Origin of the sequence: Bacillus sp. JH7 (assembly GCF_001563515.1) — a bacterium.
Taxonomy (GTDB): domain Bacteria; phylum Bacillota; class Bacilli; order Bacillales; family Bacillaceae_G; genus Bacillus_A; species Bacillus_A cereus.
Map to the genome: position 1 here is coordinate 880,665 of NZ_LPUS01000001.1, position 16,955 is coordinate 897,619.

The following is a 16,955-nucleotide window of genomic DNA, read 5'->3' on the forward strand; positions in this document are numbered from 1 at the left end:
AGAGGAGGACTACATGTGCTTGAGCAAGGTTTATTAGTAACGGCTGGGGTAGCATTCTTAATTTCTGTTGCCCTTTCGCCATTGTTTATTCCATTTTTAAGAAAATTAAAGTTCGGACAGAGTATTCGTGATGAGGGACCAAAGTCACATCAAAAAAAATCAGGGACACCGACAATGGGTGGTATCGTCATATACGTATCTATGATGGTAACTTCACTTATTATGGCGATTAAGTTTAATTATTTAGGTGCAGAGGTTTCGTTATTACTATTAGTGACGTTTGGTTACGGCTTGATTGGATTTTTAGATGACTACATAAAGGTAGTTAAGAAGAGAAATCTTGGTTTAACATCAAAACAAAAATTAGTAGGTCAGCTTGTTATTGCTATTGCATTCTTTTTAATTGGAAAAGGGCAAGCGTTCCACACATACATCATGATTCCGGGAACGGATGTTAAGTTTGAATTAGGTTGGGCGTATTTCGTACTTGTACTATTTATGCTTATTGGTGGATCAAATGCAGTTAACTTAACTGACGGTTTAGATGGTTTATTATCAGGAACAGCTGCTATTGCATTTGGAGCATTTAGTATTATTGCTGTGGCACAAGAGCAATTTGGAGTGGCGATATTCTGTATGGCAGTTGTAGGAGCTGTACTTGGATTTTTAGTATTCAATGCGAATCCAGCAAAAGTGTTTATGGGAGATACAGGTTCATTAGCTTTAGGTGGAGCCATTGCAGCTGTAGCGATTTTATTAAAACAAGAATTGCTACTTGTAATTATCGGCGGAGTATTCGTAATGGAAACTTTATCGGTTATCATTCAGGTCATTTCATTTAAAACAACAGGAAAACGTGTCTTTAAAATGAGTCCATTACACCATCATTATGAATTATGTGGTTGGTCAGAGTGGCGTGTTGTTGTGACGTTTTGGTCTGCAGGATTTTTATTAGCTGTGTTAGGAATTTATATCGGGGTGTGGATGTAATTGAAAACTGTAACTGAATTTCAAAATAAGAATATTCTTGTATTAGGCATTGCAAAAAGTGGTTATGCAGCAGCTACATTGTTACAAAAGTTAGGGGCAAATGTTATTGTAAATGACGGAAAGCCTTTAGCAGAGAATGTACTTGCTGCAGAATTACAAACAAAAGGAATGGACGTTGTATGCGGTGGTCATCCTTTAGAATTATTAGAGAGAAATATTTCTCTTGTAGTAAAAAATCCAGGAATCCCGTATTCTAATCCAATATTAGTTGCTGCGAAAGAAAAGCAAATTCCGATTGTTACGGAAGTTGAATTAGCATATCGTATTTCAGAAGCACCATTTGTTGGGATTACGGGGTCTAACGGTAAAACGACGACGACAATGCTGACATTTGAAATGCTAAAAGAAGGACAAAAGCATCCTGTAATTGCAGGGAACATTGGAACTGTAGCGTGTGAAGTAGCACAGGATGCAAAAGAAAATGAAGTTGTAGTTACAGAACTTTCATCGTTTCAATTGATGGGAGTAGAATTGTTCCAACCTAAAATTGCTGCGTTTTTAAATTTATTTGAGGCCCACTTAGATTATCATGGGACGAAGAAAGAATATGGTTTAGCGAAAGCAAATATTTTTAAAAACCAAACAGAAAATGATTATAGTGTAATAAATGCGGATGATGCAGATGTGATGGCTTTGTCTGCGTATTCTAAAGGTCAAAAAATCCTGTTTTCGACAACGAAAGAAATTGAAGATGGCGCGTGTATAAAAGATAACGCTCTTTATTTCAAAGGTGAAAAAGTTGTTGAAGTAAGCGATATCGTTTTACCTGGTCAACATAATCTAGAAAATATTTTAGCTGCGATGAGTATTGCGAAATTATTAGGTACTTCTAATGAAGCAATTACGGTCGTGTTAAAACGTTTTACGGGTGTAAAACATCGTTTAGAATATGTAACAACGATTAACAACCGTAAGTTTTATAACGATTCAAAAGCAACGAATATGTTAGCGACTGAGAAAGCACTATCTGCGTTTACACAACCGATTGTGTTACTAGCAGGTGGGCTTGATCGCGGAAATGAATTCGATGATTTAATTCCGTATTTCAAAAATGTAAAAGCGATTGTAACATTTGGACAAACAGCTCCCAAACTAGTAAGAGCGGCAGAAAAAGCGGGATTAGATATAATTGAAAGTGTCGATACTTTAGATGAAGCAGTGGTGAAAGCTTATGCTCATTCTAAAGATGGCGATGTTGTTCTTCTTTCTCCAGCGTGTGCAAGCTGGGATCAATTTAAAACATTTGAAGAAAGAGGAGACATTTTTATACAAGCTGTGCATAAACTTATATAAAGTAAATCAAAACATCAGTAGGCTAACACCTACTGATGTTTTGTTACATAGGGCAAAAGGTTCTGCCTAAAGAGGTGGTGTTTGTGGGTAATGAAGAAAACGCCTGATTTTATTCTCATCATCGTAACACTTTCATTGTTGACAATCGGAATGATTATGGTTTATAGTGCGAGTGCAGTTTGGGCCTCTTATAAAATGGGGGACTCATTCTTTTTTGCAAAAAGACAATTACTGTTTGCGGGTCTTGGTGTAGTAGCTATGTTTTTTATTATGAAAATTGATTATTGGGTGTGGCGTACGTATTCAAAAGTGATTTTGCTAGTTTGCTTCATTCTTCTTATTCTCGTTCTTATTCCTGGAGTAGGTCTTGTTCGAGGAGGAGCACGAAGTTGGATTGGAATCGGAGCATTTTCGATTCAACCGTCAGAATTTATGAAGTTTGCGATGATTATTTTCTTGGCAAAGTTTTTAGCAGAACGGCAAAAATTGATTACATCTTTTAAACGTGGTTTATTACCGGCCCTTAGTTTTGTGTTTCTTGCTTTTGGGATGATTATGTTACAGCCAGACCTTGGGACAGGAACGGTAATGGTTGGGACATGTATCATTATGATATTCATTTCGGGAGCGAGAGTCTTTCACTTTGCAATGTTTGGTTTGATTGGTGTAGCAGGATTTGTAGGGTTAATTGCATCAGCACCGTATCGAATGAAACGCATTACATCATATTTAGATCCGTGGTCAGATCCGCTCGGGAGTGGATTTCAAATTATCCAATCATTACTTGCAATTGGACCTGGTGGATTATTTGGGCTTGGACTTGGACAAAGTAGACAAAAATTTCTTTATTTACCTGAACCACAAACTGACTTTATATTTGCGATCTTATCCGAGGAATTAGGTTTTATTGGTGGTTCATTTGTGTTATTATTATTTAGTCTATTATTATGGCGCGGGATTCGTATCGCATTAGGAGCGCCAGATTTATATGGTACGTTTTTAGCAGTAGGTATTGTGGCGATGATTGCGATTCAAGTAATGATTAATGTTGGTGTTGTAACAGGACTGATGCCTGTTACGGGTATTACCTTGCCGTTTTTAAGTTATGGTGGATCAAGTTTGACATTAATGTTAATGGCAGTAGGTGTATTATTAAATATAAGTCGCCATTCTCGCTACTAAACCCTGTTTATAAGACAGGGTTTTTCGTATGTGTGTAAAAATGCAATATGTATATAGAAATAAGTATAATGGAAATAAGAAAAGAGAAGCGGAGGAGTTAGTAGTGCGTGTATTAGTGAGTGGTGGGGGTACTGGTGGTCATATTTATCCAGCTCTTGCTTTAATTAGAGAAATAAAAAAGTTAAATCCAGAAGCGAGATTTTTATATATTGGTACGGAAAATGGACTAGAGAGTACAATCGTTCCAAAAGCAGGTATACCATTTCAATCTATTGTTATAAGTGGATTTAAACGAAAAATATCATTAGATAATGTGAAAACAGTAATGCGTTTTCTAAAAGGTGTACAGGATAGTAAACGATACATTCGTCGTTTTAATCCGGATATCGTAATTGGAACGGGTGGATATGTATGTGGACCAGTTGTATACGCTGCAGCCAAATTAGGTATTCCAACTATTGTACATGAACAAAATAGTGTACCAGGTGTAACGAACAAGTTTTTAAGCCGTTATGTTGATAAAGTTGCTGTTTGTTTTGAAGCAGCTATAGAGCATTTTCCAGAGTCAAAAGTGGTAATGACAGGTAATCCACGAGCATCAGAGGTAATGGATCAAAATGGAATGAAGGGGAAACGTTCAGTTGGGCTTTCTCTTCCTAAAAAGTCTGTACTTATATTTGGTGGAAGTCGTGGGGCTAGACCGATTAACGATGCCTTCGTTGAAGCAATTGAACAGTTTGGGAACAAAAGCTACGAAATACTATATGTAACGGGTGAAGTACATTATGATAAAGTGATGGAAGCCGTGAAGCAAAAAGGGAACCCAAGCAATGTTATTATTAAGCCGTTCATTCATAATATGCCAGAGGTACTAACTGGTGTAGACCTTGTTGTTTCAAGGGCTGGGGCAACAACACTTGCAGAATTAACAGCGTTAGGAAAACCAAGTGTGTTAATACCGAGTCCGTATGTAACAAATAATCATCAGGAAAAGAATGCACGTTCAGTTGTTGATAAAGGAGCGGCAAAAATGTTACTTGAAAAAGATTTAACAGCTGAAACGCTTATTCGTGATATTGATGAGATTTTATTGAATGCACAAACATTACAAAATATGAAGCTAGCGGCTAAGCAACTAGGTATTCCAGATGCAGCAAATAAGCTGTATGAAGTAATGAATAAGCTTGTAAAAAAATAAAGTGAGGCTTTAATTAGTGGGGAGTGATTCTCTCTCGTTGATTATTATCTTTCACTAATCGGATGTTTACTGACATCCTGATTCCGCCTAATTTCTTTGTTATCGCCGAATTTTGATTTAGGAGCTGTACTGCCCGTAAATAGGGGGATAACGTTAGGTGAACGCCCTGCATATTATTGTCATAAGGAGACTTAATATGGGGGAGATTGTCTATGGAACAATTAGTAAATGAGCTTATAGAAGCAGACGTTGGTCGTGTTTTAGTTAACGAGCCGTTAGCACGTTATACAACTATGAAAATAGGTGGACCAGCGGATATTTTAATTGTGCCAAAGCATGTAGCCGGTATTGAAAAAACATTACAGTTAGTAAAGCAATACAAAACGAAGTGGACTGTAATTGGTCGCGGTTCAAACCTTCTTGTATCTGATCAAGGCATAGAAGGTGTTGTTATTCGTTTAGGAGAAGGATTAGATCACTTAGAGGTCGAAAAACATAAGGTAAGAGTTGGTAGTGGATATCCTCTTATTAAATTGTCAACTTTACTTAGTCGTCAAGGGTTAGCTGGATTGGAGTTTGCGAGCGGTATTCCAGGAAGTGTCGGTGGTGCAGTATACATGAATGCAGGTGCACATAAATCGGATATATCGAGTGTATTATCGAAGGCTCTCATTCTGTTTGAAGACGGTACAATTGCCTGGTTAACGAATAAAGAACTGGAGTTTTCTTATCGGTCATCTGTATTGCAAACGAAACGTCCTGGTATTGTTTTAGAGGCGGAGTTTCAATTACAGGCGGGAAAACGTGAAGAAATTGTACGTAGCATGCAAAATAATAAAGACTACCGCCGTGAAACGCAACCATGGAATCATCCGTGTGCAGGAAGTATATTTCGGAATCCAATCCCACATTTTGCAGGAGATTTAGTAGAAAAAGCAGGGCTTCGTGGTTATAGGATTGGTGGAGCTCAAATTTCTGAAATGCATGGCAATTTTATTGTTAATACCGGGGGAGCTTCAGCGCAAGATGTATTGTCTTTAATTGAATTAATAAAACATACAATTAAGGATAAATTTGATGTAGATATGCACACAGAAGTAGAAATCATTGGAAGATAACGGTTATTCGTTCCGCTCATTATCATTTATGTTATAATAAGAAGATAAGAACGGCATGAGGAACATGCCGTTCTTTATGTTACATAGGGGGATCGTACATGAATAATAGTAAAGTGATTAAACTACAAGATCGTGTACCAAAATTGAAAAATCAAAAGAAAAAAAACAAAAAAAATGTTAATCATCGATTGATTTTATACATATCAATTTTATTTTTATTAGTGCTCTTTTTAATTTATTTTCGGTCTCCGCTTAGTAATATAAAAAAGATTAGTGTGTTTGGAAATCACTATATGACGGATGAGCAAGTAATGAAGGATTCAGGCGTGACATATGATACAAGTTATTTCCGAGTGACAGCACATAAAGCTGAAGAAAACTTAACGAAGCGAAAAGAAATTAAAGCAGTAAATGTAAAAAAACGTTTTCCAAACAAGATTGATATTCATATCGAAGAATATTTAACGATTGGTTATATAAATAAAGAGGGAAAATTACAACCGTTATTAGAAAATGGAAAAACGCTTGATGTACTACCTAATGGAAAACTTCCTGTTGCAGCACCGATTTTTGAACCTTTTAAAGAAGAGAAAATGAAGGAGTTAATCGCTGAACTAGAAAAATTAACACCAGCTATTTTAAAATCTATTTCGGAGATTCGCTATTCACCAACGAATGCGAATGAAGATCATCTTACTTTATATATGAATGAAGGTTATGAAGTGAGCACTACGATTCAAAATTTCGCAAAACGTATGGAAGCCTATCCACTTATTTTAAAAACAATTGAGCCAGGTAAGAAGGTATTAATTGACTTAGAAGTAGGTGCATATACGAAAGAATTAGGTGCGGAAGAAAAAAAAGAATAGAATGGTAGTTTTCGTTGCTTATAGCAGAAAAAACGAAACGAATGTTCTATTATATGTATACGAATTTAGAAGAATGGTTCATTTGATGAAAAATATGTAAAAATTCTTAGATTCATACTAGTATTGGTACAAGTTTCACTTTTCTATGAGTACATCTTAGTGTAGACTTATACTTGGCGGTAAACTTTACACTCGAAATAGAATTATTTCAAGATAAGCAGTTATTCATAGTTTACTGCGATATTCTTAATTGAATGCTAAATAAAAATAAGAAAAATATAGGGTTAAAAAAGGGAAACGTATAAAGACGTTGAATATTTTTCTTATAAATAGTAAAGTTGCGATTGTTGTTCCATATATTGAGTTGTATGGTATAAATAAAGAAGGAGGTGCCAAAGAATGAACAGCAATGAAATATATGTTAGTCTTGACATCGGTACATCCAATGTTAAAGTCATCATTGGTGAAATGGTTAATGACAGCTTAAACATTATTGGTGTTGGAAATGTAAAATCAAATGGTTTAAAGAAGGGATCGATAGTTGATATAGACGAGACTGTTCGATCAATTAAAAAAGCAATTGAACAAGCTGAGCGCATGGTGGGAATCCACATTGAGCAAGTTGTAGTAGGTGTCAATGCAAACCAGGTACAGCTACTTCCTTGTCACGGAGTAGTCGCTGTTTCAAATGAGGATCGTGAAATCGGGAATGAAGATGTCTTACGCGTTCTAGATGCAGCACAAGTTGTGTCAATTGCTCCAGAACGTGAGTTTATTGATGTGGTACCTCGACAGTTCATCGTAGACGGTCTTGACGAGATTAACGATCCACGCGGGATGATCGGTGTAAGATTAGAAATGGAAGGTACACTTATTACAGGCTCGAGAACTTTACTACATAACCTACTTCGTTGTGTAGAAAAAGCAGGTCTTGAAATTGTTGATATTTGTCTTCAACCTTTAGCGGCTGCAACAGTTGCTATATCTTCAGATGAAAAAAATAGAGGAGTAGCCCTTGTTGATATGGGGGGAGGATCTACAACTTTATCTATTTTTAAAGATGGAGAGTTACAAGCGACGAGCGTATTACCATTAGGTGGAGACCATATAACGAAAGATATTGCGATTGGGTTGAAAACTTCAACAGAAAATGCAGATCAAATTAAGTTGAAATATGGACATGCTTTTTATGATACAGCATCTGAAGAAGAGATGTTTACGGTTCCTATTATGGGAAGTGATCAAACAGAACAATATTCTCAGTTGGAATTATCGGATATAATAGAGGCTCGTGTAGAGGAAATTTTAATGTTTGTTCAAGATGAAGTGCGTAAGTTAGGAGTAAAGCAAGTGGCTTCTGGTTATGTACTAACTGGCGGAATTGCTTCTATGCCAGGTGTTCTTGATCTTGCATATGATATTTTACATGAAAATGTTCGTGTAGCAACTCCTGATTATATTGGTGTGCGTGAGCCTCAATATACAAGTGGAGTTGGATTAATTAAACATTCTTATCAAAAAGCTAAATTACGTGGGAAAAATGTGCAGGAAAAGCAAGAGCATTTTGAACCAGTACCAGCACCAGCACCAACGCCGGTACAACAGCAACCCGCGAAACAAAAAACTCGTAATCAAAACAATAATAATCAAAATGATGACCGCATGATGTCAAAAGTAAAACGTGTATTCCGTTATTTATGGGATTAAAATTGGACACGAAAAATGAGGTTCTAGGGGGATTTCGACATGTTAGAGTTTGATACTACTCAAGATCAATTAGCGAATATAAAAGTTATCGGTGTCGGCGGTGGCGGAAACAATGCTGTAAACCGTATGATTGAACACGGTGTACAAGGTGTAGACTTTATCGCTGTGAACACTGATGCACAAGCATTAAATCTATCAAAAGCTGAAACAAAAATGCAAATTGGTGGAAAATTAACGCGTGGACTTGGTGCAGGCGCAAACCCTGAAGTAGGGAAAAAAGCTGCAGAAGAAAGTAAAGAACAGATCCAAGAAGCACTTCGTGGTGCGGATATGGTCTTCGTAACTGCCGGTATGGGCGGTGGAACTGGAACTGGTGCAGCTCCAGTTGTTGCTCAAGTTGCAAAAGAATTAGGTGCTTTAACAGTTGGTGTTGTAACACGTCCATTTACTTTTGAAGGACGTAAGCGTGCGACGCAAGCAGCATCTGGTATTGCAGCATTTAAAGAAAATGTAGATACTCTTATTGTAATTCCAAACGATCGCTTATTAGAGATTGTTGATAAAAATACGCCAATGTTAGAAGCATTCCGTGAAGCTGATAACGTATTACGTCAAGGTGTTCAAGGTATTTCGGATTTAATTGCAACGCCAGGTTTAATTAACTTAGACTTTGCAGACGTAAAGACAATTATGTCTAATAGAGGTTCTGCTTTAATGGGTATTGGTTCTGGTAACGGGGAAAATCGTGCTGCAGAAGCTGCGAAAAAAGCGATTTCTAGTCCATTACTAGAAACATCTATTGATGGAGCTCAAGGTGTTATCATGAACATTACGGGTGGCGCTAACTTAAGCTTATATGAAGTACAAGAAGCGGCAGATATCGTAGCTTCAGCTTCAGATCCAGAAGTAAATATGATCTTCGGTTCTGTTATTAACGAAGGATTAAAAGATGATATCGTTGTAACTGTAATTGCAACTGGTTTTGATGATAGCATTGCAACTCAACCACCAAAACCAATTATTCGTCCGAATGCGAACCACACGCAACAACAGCAACAACCAGTAGCTCAACCTTCAAAACAACGTGAAGTAAAACGTGAAATGAAGCGTGAAGAGCCAGTTGTACATGAGCGTCATTCAGATTCAGATGATATCGATATTCCAGCATTTTTACGTAACCGTCGTAGACGATAAAAAAAGGAGCTTTCATGCTCCTTTTTTGTTTTTTAAATGGAAAAGACCTGCTAAGCAGGTCTTTTTTTTATTTGGTATATTTTGTTGGTGAAAATAAGAGTATATCATTCTATGAATTTGTACTTTTATTTTTTACCGACAGATTATGTCTAGAAATCACAAAATAACAAAAAAACACCTCCGCAAATTGACACACTTTCCTATTGGATATGCATTATACTAGTCTCAACTTGAAAAAAGAGGTGAATTGTTTGGTTGTTTACGCCGACGTTGTTTGGTTGTTAAACGCCTGCATTGATTTTCTTTTGCTTTTATTAACAGCTACCGTGTTAAAAAAGAAAATCAAAAAATGGAGGCTTGTGTTAGGGGCATTTATAGGTTCAACTATTGTTATTTTTGCCTTTACTCCTTTTGCTTCTATGATGACACATCCAATTATGAAACTACTGTACTCGTTACTTATTGTGTATACAGCATTTGGGTTTACAACATTTAGAAATTATGCACAAACTGTTTTTACTTTTTACTTTGTAACCTTTATGGTTGGCGGAGGATTAATTGGAACTCATTTCTTTTTGCAAACGAATGAAATGGTAAATGGATTGGTTCAATCTCAGTCAATTTCTTACGGTGATCCAATTAGTTGGTTATTTGTTATTTTTGGTTTTCCAGTAATTTATTATTTTTCTAAAAAGCGTATTGAAAGCGTAGAGGTCACGAAAATACACTATGATCAAATTGTGAAAGTAAAAATTCAATTAGCAGAAGAAGAACTAGAACTGGCAGGTCTTATTGACAGTGGGAACCAACTTTATGACCCATTAACAAAAACACCCGTTATGATTATGCATGTTTCATCATTAGAACATTGCTTACCATCTTGGTTAACAGAACAAATTTATTCCAAAACAGAAATTCCTCAAATACCAGAAAATGATTCTGGTTGGGCGACAAAATTACGCTTAATTCCTTTCCGTGCAGTAGGAGTAGAGAGTCAATTTTTGTGGGCAATTAAGCCTGATAGTGTGCAAGTTGACCATGAAGGTAGTTCTATTGTTGTAAACAAAGTATTAATTGGATTAAATACACAACAGCTTTCTACTAATGGGGAGTATCAATGTATTGTGCATCCAAAAATGTTGATTTCACAAAAAATGGTAATCGCTTAATAATGAGAGGCGGGATAATATGATGAAATTAAAATTTTATTTAGTATACCTTTGGTATAAAGTATTGCTGAAATTAGGAATTAAGACCGATGAAATTTATTATATTGGTGGAAGTGAAGCGTTGCCACCACCGTTAACAAAAGAAGAAGAGGAAGTTCTTTTGAATAAATTGCCAAAAGGAGATCAGGCAGCAAGGTCATTACTTATTGAACGTAACTTAAGGCTTGTTGTATATATAGCAAGAAAGTTTGAAAATACAGGGATAAATATTGAAGATTTGATTAGTATAGGAACAATCGGCCTTATTAAAGCGGTAAATACATTTAATCCAGAAAAGAAAATAAAATTAGCAACATATGCATCGCGTTGTATAGAAAATGAAATTTTAATGCATTTACGTCGAAATAACAAAAATCGTTCGGAGGTTTCTTTTGATGAACCACTAAACATTGATTGGGATGGGAATGAACTGTTATTGTCTGACGTGTTAGGTACAGATGATGATATTATTACAAAAGATTTAGAAGCTACTGTAGATCGTCACCTTTTAATGAAAGCATTACACCAATTAAATGATCGTGAAAAACAAATTATGGAACTTCGGTTTGGGCTTGCTGGAGGAGAGGAAAAGACGCAAAAAGATGTGGCTGATATGCTTGGGATTTCACAGTCATACATTTCGCGTTTAGAAAAAAGAATTATAAAAAGATTACGAAAAGAATTTAATAAAATGGTGTAAAGAATAAGACCAGCCGTTATGTAGGCTGGTCTTATTCTATTTAGTTGTATCAGGAAAGATAATTTAAATAACAAATCGTGAAAAAACCACATGCATAAAATCCCCTTCAAAGGAAATACTTTACACTGTACAGCAACTCCCGATAGGAGGGAACACTTTGACGAGAAACAAAGTAGAAATTTGCGGTGTTGATACAGCTAAACTTCCAGTATTAAAAAATGAAGAGATGCGTAAATTATTTCGTGAAATGCAAAGTGGAGAGATAAGCGCAAGAGAAAAATTAGTGAATGGAAACTTACGTCTTGTACTGAGCGTCATCCAAAGATTTAATAACAGAGGAGAATATGTTGACGATTTATTTCAAGTTGGTTGCATCGGACTTATGAAATCAATTGATAATTTTGATTTAGGCCAAAATGTAAAATTTTCAACGTATGCTGTGCCGATGATTATTGGGGAAATACGCAGATATTTGCGTGATAATAATCCGATTCGCGTATCGCGCTCATTGCGAGATATTGCGTATAAAGCTTTGCAAGTAAGAGAAAAGTTGATTGCAGAAAATTCAAAAGAACCAACAGCAATGGATATTGCAAAAGTGCTAGAAGTAACTCATGAAGAGATAGTATTTGCTTTAGATGCAATTCAAGATCCAGTTTCATTATTTGAACCGATTTATAATGATGGGGGAGATCCTATCTTTGTTATGGATCAGTTAAGTGATGAAAAACAAAAGGACGAGCAGTGGGTTGAAGAATTAGCATTGAAAGAAGGAATGAAGCGTTTAAATGATAGAGAGAAAATGATTATTAGAAAACGTTTCTTCCAAGGAAAGACACAGATGGAAGTTGCAGAAGAAATTGGGATTTCCCAAGCGCAAGTATCACGTTTAGAGAAGTCAGCCATTAAACAAATGAATAAAACGATTCAAGGATAAGGTCTCACCAATTATGGTGAGACCTTTTTATATGTAATATGGTTTGTGCTCATAGTAGGGGATTAGTGTTCATATAATTTCGTATAGGTGGCTTCCTGTAAATATGAGAAACAGTTTCCAATTTGTCATATAAGGGAGAGGATGAAAATGGTGATACGAATTTCAGAGTTACAGATGAAGGATGTTATAAATATTTCAGATGGAAAAAGGATTGGGAATATTGGAGATATTGAAATTGATATGAACACAGGGAAAATTTGTTCTGTTATTATTTCCAAACAGACACGTATGCTAGGTATTTTTGGAAAAGATGTTGAGATTGTAATTCCTTGGAAGGAAATTGTGAAAATTGGGGAAGATGTCATACTTGTAAGAGTAAATCCTGTTAATTCTGTAACAGAATCAATACAAACACCGACAATTTCATAAAGAATATTACAAATTCCTCTTTTTTTTCTGTTAGGATTATGAAAAAATAAAAGTATGGTAAAATAGACAGGAAGTACCATGCTTTTTTCTGTTATTTTAATTAAAAGGAGCCGCTTTATTATGAGAGAACCATTTAAATATGTGGACGGTATACTGTATTTACAAGCGTGGAAAGAACTTGGAAACATTACTGCTGGATTTACGACAAAAGATGGTGGGATAAGTACGGGCTCCTTTCATGCGATGAATTTAGGATTACATGTGAATGATATCGTGGAGAACGTTCATGAAAACAGACGCATTTTAGCAAATAAGTTACAAAAACCATTAGAAAATTGGATTTGCTCTGAACAAGTTCATGCTCATCATGTTAAAAAAGTAGGGCAACAGGAAAAGGGAAGTGGTGTCTATTCATATGAGGACGGCATTTCAAAAACAGATGGCATTTATACGAGTAATGAAGATGTTCTGTTAACGTCTTGTTACGCGGATTGTGTTCCGCTCTATTTTTATGCACCATCGCATGGTATGATAGGACTTGCGCATGCTGGATGGAAAGGCACTGTACAAGAGATTGCAAAGGAAATGATTCAAAAGTGGAATGCAGAAGGTATTTCAAGTGATGAAATTCATGTTGCAATTGGGCCGTCGATCGGATCTTGTTGTTATGTTGTGGATGATCGTGTATTAACAGCAGCACAGGAAGTAGTTAGGGGTGCTGTTCCTCATCAAAAAATTTCTGACGGGCAGTACGCAATTAATTTAAAAGAAATTAATCGTATATTATGTGTACAAGCAGGCATAAAAGAAGAGCATATTGTAATGTCATCTCTTTGTACAAGCTGTGAAGAGCAACTATTTTTCTCTCATCGTCGTGATCAAGGTAAGACAGGAAGAATGTTGAGTTTCATAGGTTTTAAGGAGGGAGAAAGCAAGTGACAGTACAAGAAAATTTAGTAATTGTAAACGAAGCTATTAAAGAATCTTGCGCTCGAGCTGGACGTTCGTTGCAAGATATTAAACTTGTTGCAGTTACAAAAACTGTAGGGATTGAAAAAACAAACGAAGTAATTGAAGCTGGAGTTATCGATTTAGGTGAAAATAGAAATGAAGGTTTCTTACAGAAATACGAGCATTTCGGTTCAAAAGTTAATTGGCACTTTATTGGCTCATTACAAACGAGAAAAGTAAAAGAAATCATTAATGAAATTGATTATTTACATTCGTTAGATCGTCTTTCACTGGCGAAAGAAATTCAGAAACGTGCTGATAAGAAAGTGAAATGCTTTATTCAAGTGAAAACCTCATCTGAAGAATCGAAGCAAGGATTGGCAATAGAAGAGGTTGTTTCTTTTATTCAAAGTTTGCAAGAATTCGATAAAATTGAAGTGGTTGGACTAATGACGATGGCTCCATTTACAGAAGAAGAGGAAGAAATCAGACGCTGTTTTAAGGAATTACGTATGCTGCAAACAGAGGTGCAGGAGCTAGAGTTATTACATGCGCCATGTAAAGAATTATCAATGGGAATGTCCAACGATTACAAGATTGCAATTGAAGAAGGGGCTACATATATTCGTTTGGGAACGATTTTAGTAGGAAAAGCGTAAAAGGAAGGAGAATCTTATTATGAGTTGGTCAAAAGTAAAATACTTCTTTTTTGATACACCGGAAGAAAAAGAAGCAGCTCAATATGGTTATGAAAAGGAGCAAACAGACATGAAAAAGCAGCAAGATCCACCAGAACAACAAGACGTTACGTTTCCGAAAGCGCAACCGAAGCAAAACGTTGTGAGTATTGAAACAGCAAAACAATCTTCAAAAGTTGTTTTATTAGAACCACGCACATATTCGGAAGCACAAGGGATTGCGGACCACTTAAAAGGTAGACGAGCTGTTGTAATTAATTTGCAGAGAATGTCTACTGATCAAGCGGTACGTATCGTTGACTTTTTAAGTGGTACTGTATACGCTATAGGCGGGGATATTCAAAAAATAGGGCCGAAAACATTTATGTGTACACCTGAAAATGTAGATATTGTTGGTGCGATTTCAGAGTTATTCGGTGAAGAAGAAGAAACAAATATAAAGAGGTGGTAATACGCCATGACAACAGTTTTTATAGTGTTAAGTTATGCTATCGAGATTTACTCGTGGGCACTTATTATTTACATTCTCCTATCATGGTTTCCTGGTGCAAAGGAATCATCTTTTGGAGAGTTCCTGGCACGTATTTGTGAACCGTATTTAGAACCATTCCGCCGCTTTATTCCGCCGCTTGGAATGATTGATATTTCTCCAATCGTTGCGATCTTTGCGTTGAAACTTGCTAAAACTGGTTTGTTCAGTTTATTAAGCTATTTCTTATAGTAAGAAGGTAAATACATGAGCATCTACGAACATTTTAGGCCTGATGAGGAGGTCTTTGTGGATAAAGTGCTAGAGTGGAAGCGAGCGGCGGAGTACCATCAAGTGAAGTTAACGGATTTTCTCGATCCTAGGCAACAACAAATTGTTTCTATGGTAATAGGACAAGGTGATGTTGCTGTGCAATTTGGTGGTGCAACGCCTAATGCAGAGCGTAAAAGAGCACTTATTTATCCAGACTATCTAGAATTAAATGAAGAAGAATTTCAAGTAGAAGTATTAGAAATTGACTATCCTTCCAAGTTTTATACGCTAGAACATAGGCAAATATTAGGTACATTTATGTCTCTTGGTTTAACAAGAGAAAAATGTGGTGATATTTTGCTGCAAGAAAATCGTGCCCAAATTGTAGTTGCGAAAGAAATTGTATCGTATATTGAGATGAACTTACAATCAATAGGGAAAGTAAAAGTCTCTTTAGCGTCAGTGCAAGGAGAACAAATTCTACAGATACATGAAACGTGGGGAGAGAAATCTGGAACGGTTTCTTCACTTCGTTTAGATGTTATGTTAGCTGAAATGTTACATTTATCTAGACAGAAAGTACAACCTTTCATAAAAAATGGTTTAGTAAAAGTCAATTGGAAAACAGTGGAGCAAACTTCTTATGAATGTTATCCAGGAGATGTTTTTTCTGTTAGAGGATATGGCCGAAGTAAATTATTTTCTGTAGAAGGTAGAACAAAACGCGACAAATGGAGAATTTTGTATGGTATACTAAAATGATTGGTTTTTTAGAAGGAAATCCTCCTATTTTGTCGAAGAAAAGATATAATTGAAAGAGGAAATTTAGATAACTACTTGGAGGTGGCGTTGTGCCGTTAACACCATTAGATATTCATAACAAAGAATTTGGTCGCGGATTCCGTGGCTATGATGAAGATCAAGTAAATGAGTTTCTTGATCAAATTATCAAAGATTATGAATTGGTCATTCGTGAGAAAAAAGCTTTAGAAGAAAAAGTTGCGCAGTTAGAAGGGAAGTTAGATCATTTCTCTAATATTGAAGATACGTTAAACAAATCTATCGTTGTTGCACAAGAAGCAGCGGAAGAAGTAAAACGTAATGCGCAAAAAGAAGCGAAATTAATTGTGCGTGAAGCTGAAAAGAATGCTGATCGTATTATTAACGAAGCATTAGTAAAATCAAGAAAAGTTGCTTTTGATATTGAAGAGCTAAAGAAACAAGCGAAAGTATTCCGAACTCGTTTCCGTATGTTATTAGAAACACAGCTTGAGATGTTAAACAACGATGATTGGGATAAACTAATTGAATTAGAAGACGAAGTAGATGAACTGTTGAAAAAAGAAGAAACAGTGTAAGCTTGACGTTTTTCTCATTATTACATATAATTTTAAACAACATATTTATTAAGAAAAACGAAGATAGGGATAAGTACCTTTTCAAACCTTATATAGCGAACTGAGGATGGTGTAAGCTCAGGATAAGGAGATAGTGGGAATATCACCCTGGAGTTCCGCGCTGAACAAATAGAGTAAGCGTAGGCGTGTATTCGCGTTAAGAATATAAAGAGGATTCTATACATATGTATATGATCTACTAGGGTGGTACCGCGGGAGACTTTCTCGTCCCTTTTTGGGATGAGAAGGTCTCTTTTTTATTCCGTTTTTTAAGTATTTCTT

18 protein-coding genes and 1 other annotated feature are annotated in these 16,955 nt (G+C 36.0%); all 18 genes read left to right on the plus strand.

Going from position 1 to position 16,955, the window contains the following annotated elements:
- The first annotated feature begins 15 nt into the window (after positions 1 to 15).
- The gene (gene mraY / locus AU379_RS04780; RefSeq protein WP_000893060.1) at positions 16 to 990 is read left to right on the plus strand and encodes a phospho-N-acetylmuramoyl-pentapeptide-transferase; all 975 of its coding nucleotides are present in this window, start codon (positions 16 to 18) and stop codon (positions 988 to 990) included.
- Entirely contained in the window at positions 991 to 2,343 is a 1,353-nt protein-coding gene (gene murD / locus AU379_RS04785) for a UDP-N-acetylmuramoyl-L-alanine--D-glutamate ligase (RefSeq protein ID WP_061138978.1), read from the plus strand.
- A gap of 90 nt (positions 2,344 to 2,433) precedes the next feature.
- The gene (gene spoVE / locus AU379_RS04790) at positions 2,434 to 3,525 is read left to right on the plus strand and encodes a stage V sporulation protein E (RefSeq protein WP_000753520.1); all 1,092 of its coding nucleotides are present in this window, start codon (positions 2,434 to 2,436) and stop codon (positions 3,523 to 3,525) included.
- A 103-nt stretch (positions 3,526 to 3,628) separates the two neighbouring features.
- Complete coding sequence (murG, locus tag AU379_RS04795) at positions 3,629 to 4,723, plus strand: undecaprenyldiphospho-muramoylpentapeptide beta-N-acetylglucosaminyltransferase (protein WP_021728036.1); 1,095 nt, start codon at positions 3,629 to 3,631, stop codon at positions 4,721 to 4,723.
- A gap of 212 nt (positions 4,724 to 4,935) precedes the next feature.
- Positions 4,936 to 5,841: a UDP-N-acetylmuramate dehydrogenase gene (gene murB / locus AU379_RS04800; protein ID WP_000437021.1), complete on the plus strand. Its 906-nt coding sequence runs from the start codon at positions 4,936 to 4,938 to the stop codon at positions 5,839 to 5,841.
- Between the two features lie 98 nt (positions 5,842 to 5,939).
- Entirely contained in the window at positions 5,940 to 6,710 is a 771-nt protein-coding gene (gene divIB, locus AU379_RS04805) for a cell division protein DivIB (protein ID WP_001065789.1), read from the plus strand.
- 399 nt (positions 6,711 to 7,109) lie between these two features.
- Positions 7,110 to 8,417 carry a cell division protein FtsA gene (gene ftsA / locus AU379_RS04810; protein WP_001087557.1) on the plus strand — a complete coding sequence of 436 codons (1,308 nt, stop codon included), beginning with the start codon at positions 7,110 to 7,112 and terminating at the stop codon, positions 8,415 to 8,417.
- Positions 8,418 to 8,456: 39 nt separating this feature from the next.
- The gene (gene ftsZ / locus AU379_RS04815; protein WP_000888984.1) at positions 8,457 to 9,611 is read left to right on the plus strand and encodes a cell division protein FtsZ; all 1,155 of its coding nucleotides are present in this window, start codon (positions 8,457 to 8,459) and stop codon (positions 9,609 to 9,611) included.
- 251 nt (positions 9,612 to 9,862) lie between these two features.
- Positions 9,863 to 10,780, plus strand: a complete 918-nt coding sequence (gene spoIIGA, locus AU379_RS04820) for a sigma-E processing peptidase SpoIIGA (protein ID WP_000261970.1) — start codon at positions 9,863 to 9,865, stop codon at positions 10,778 to 10,780.
- A gap of 19 nt (positions 10,781 to 10,799) precedes the next feature.
- Entirely contained in the window at positions 10,800 to 11,519 is a 720-nt protein-coding gene (sigE, locus tag AU379_RS04825) for an RNA polymerase sporulation sigma factor SigE (RefSeq protein WP_000976948.1), read from the plus strand.
- Positions 11,520 to 11,676: 157 nt separating this feature from the next.
- Positions 11,677 to 12,456, plus strand: a complete 780-nt coding sequence (sigG, locus tag AU379_RS04830; RefSeq protein ID WP_000197755.1) for an RNA polymerase sporulation sigma factor SigG — start codon at positions 11,677 to 11,679, stop codon at positions 12,454 to 12,456.
- 147 nt (positions 12,457 to 12,603) lie between these two features.
- Positions 12,604 to 12,885: a YlmC/YmxH family sporulation protein gene (locus AU379_RS04835; RefSeq protein WP_000236745.1), complete on the plus strand. Its 282-nt coding sequence runs from the start codon at positions 12,604 to 12,606 to the stop codon at positions 12,883 to 12,885.
- Positions 12,886 to 13,005: 120 nt separating this feature from the next.
- Complete coding sequence (gene pgeF, locus AU379_RS04840; protein ID WP_061138979.1) at positions 13,006 to 13,824, plus strand: peptidoglycan editing factor PgeF; 819 nt, start codon at positions 13,006 to 13,008, stop codon at positions 13,822 to 13,824.
- Entirely contained in the window at positions 13,821 to 14,495 is a 675-nt protein-coding gene (locus AU379_RS04845; protein ID WP_000218007.1) for a YggS family pyridoxal phosphate-dependent enzyme, read from the plus strand. Before pgeF ends, AU379_RS04845 begins: the two co-directional genes overlap by 4 nt.
- A 19-nt stretch (positions 14,496 to 14,514) precedes the next feature.
- Positions 14,515 to 14,985 carry a cell division protein SepF gene (locus AU379_RS04850; RefSeq protein ID WP_000119129.1) on the plus strand — a complete coding sequence of 157 codons (471 nt, stop codon included), beginning with the start codon at positions 14,515 to 14,517 and terminating at the stop codon, positions 14,983 to 14,985.
- 6 nt (positions 14,986 to 14,991) lie between these two features.
- Positions 14,992 to 15,255 (plus strand): YggT family protein, encoded by a 264-nt coding sequence (locus AU379_RS04855; RefSeq protein ID WP_000214233.1) that lies wholly within the window; start codon positions 14,992 to 14,994, stop codon positions 15,253 to 15,255.
- A gap of 15 nt (positions 15,256 to 15,270) precedes the next feature.
- Positions 15,271 to 16,038, plus strand: coding sequence for an RNA-binding protein (locus AU379_RS04860; protein WP_002098127.1), 768 nt, complete (start codon positions 15,271 to 15,273; stop codon positions 16,036 to 16,038).
- Between the two features lie 89 nt (positions 16,039 to 16,127).
- Complete coding sequence (gene divIVA, locus AU379_RS04865) at positions 16,128 to 16,634, plus strand: septum site-determining protein DivIVA (protein ID WP_001131611.1); 507 nt, start codon at positions 16,128 to 16,130, stop codon at positions 16,632 to 16,634.
- Positions 16,635 to 16,685: 51 nt separating this feature from the next.
- Positions 16,686 to 16,909, plus strand: a binding site (T-box leader).
- Positions 16,910 to 16,955 lie beyond the last annotated feature (46 nt).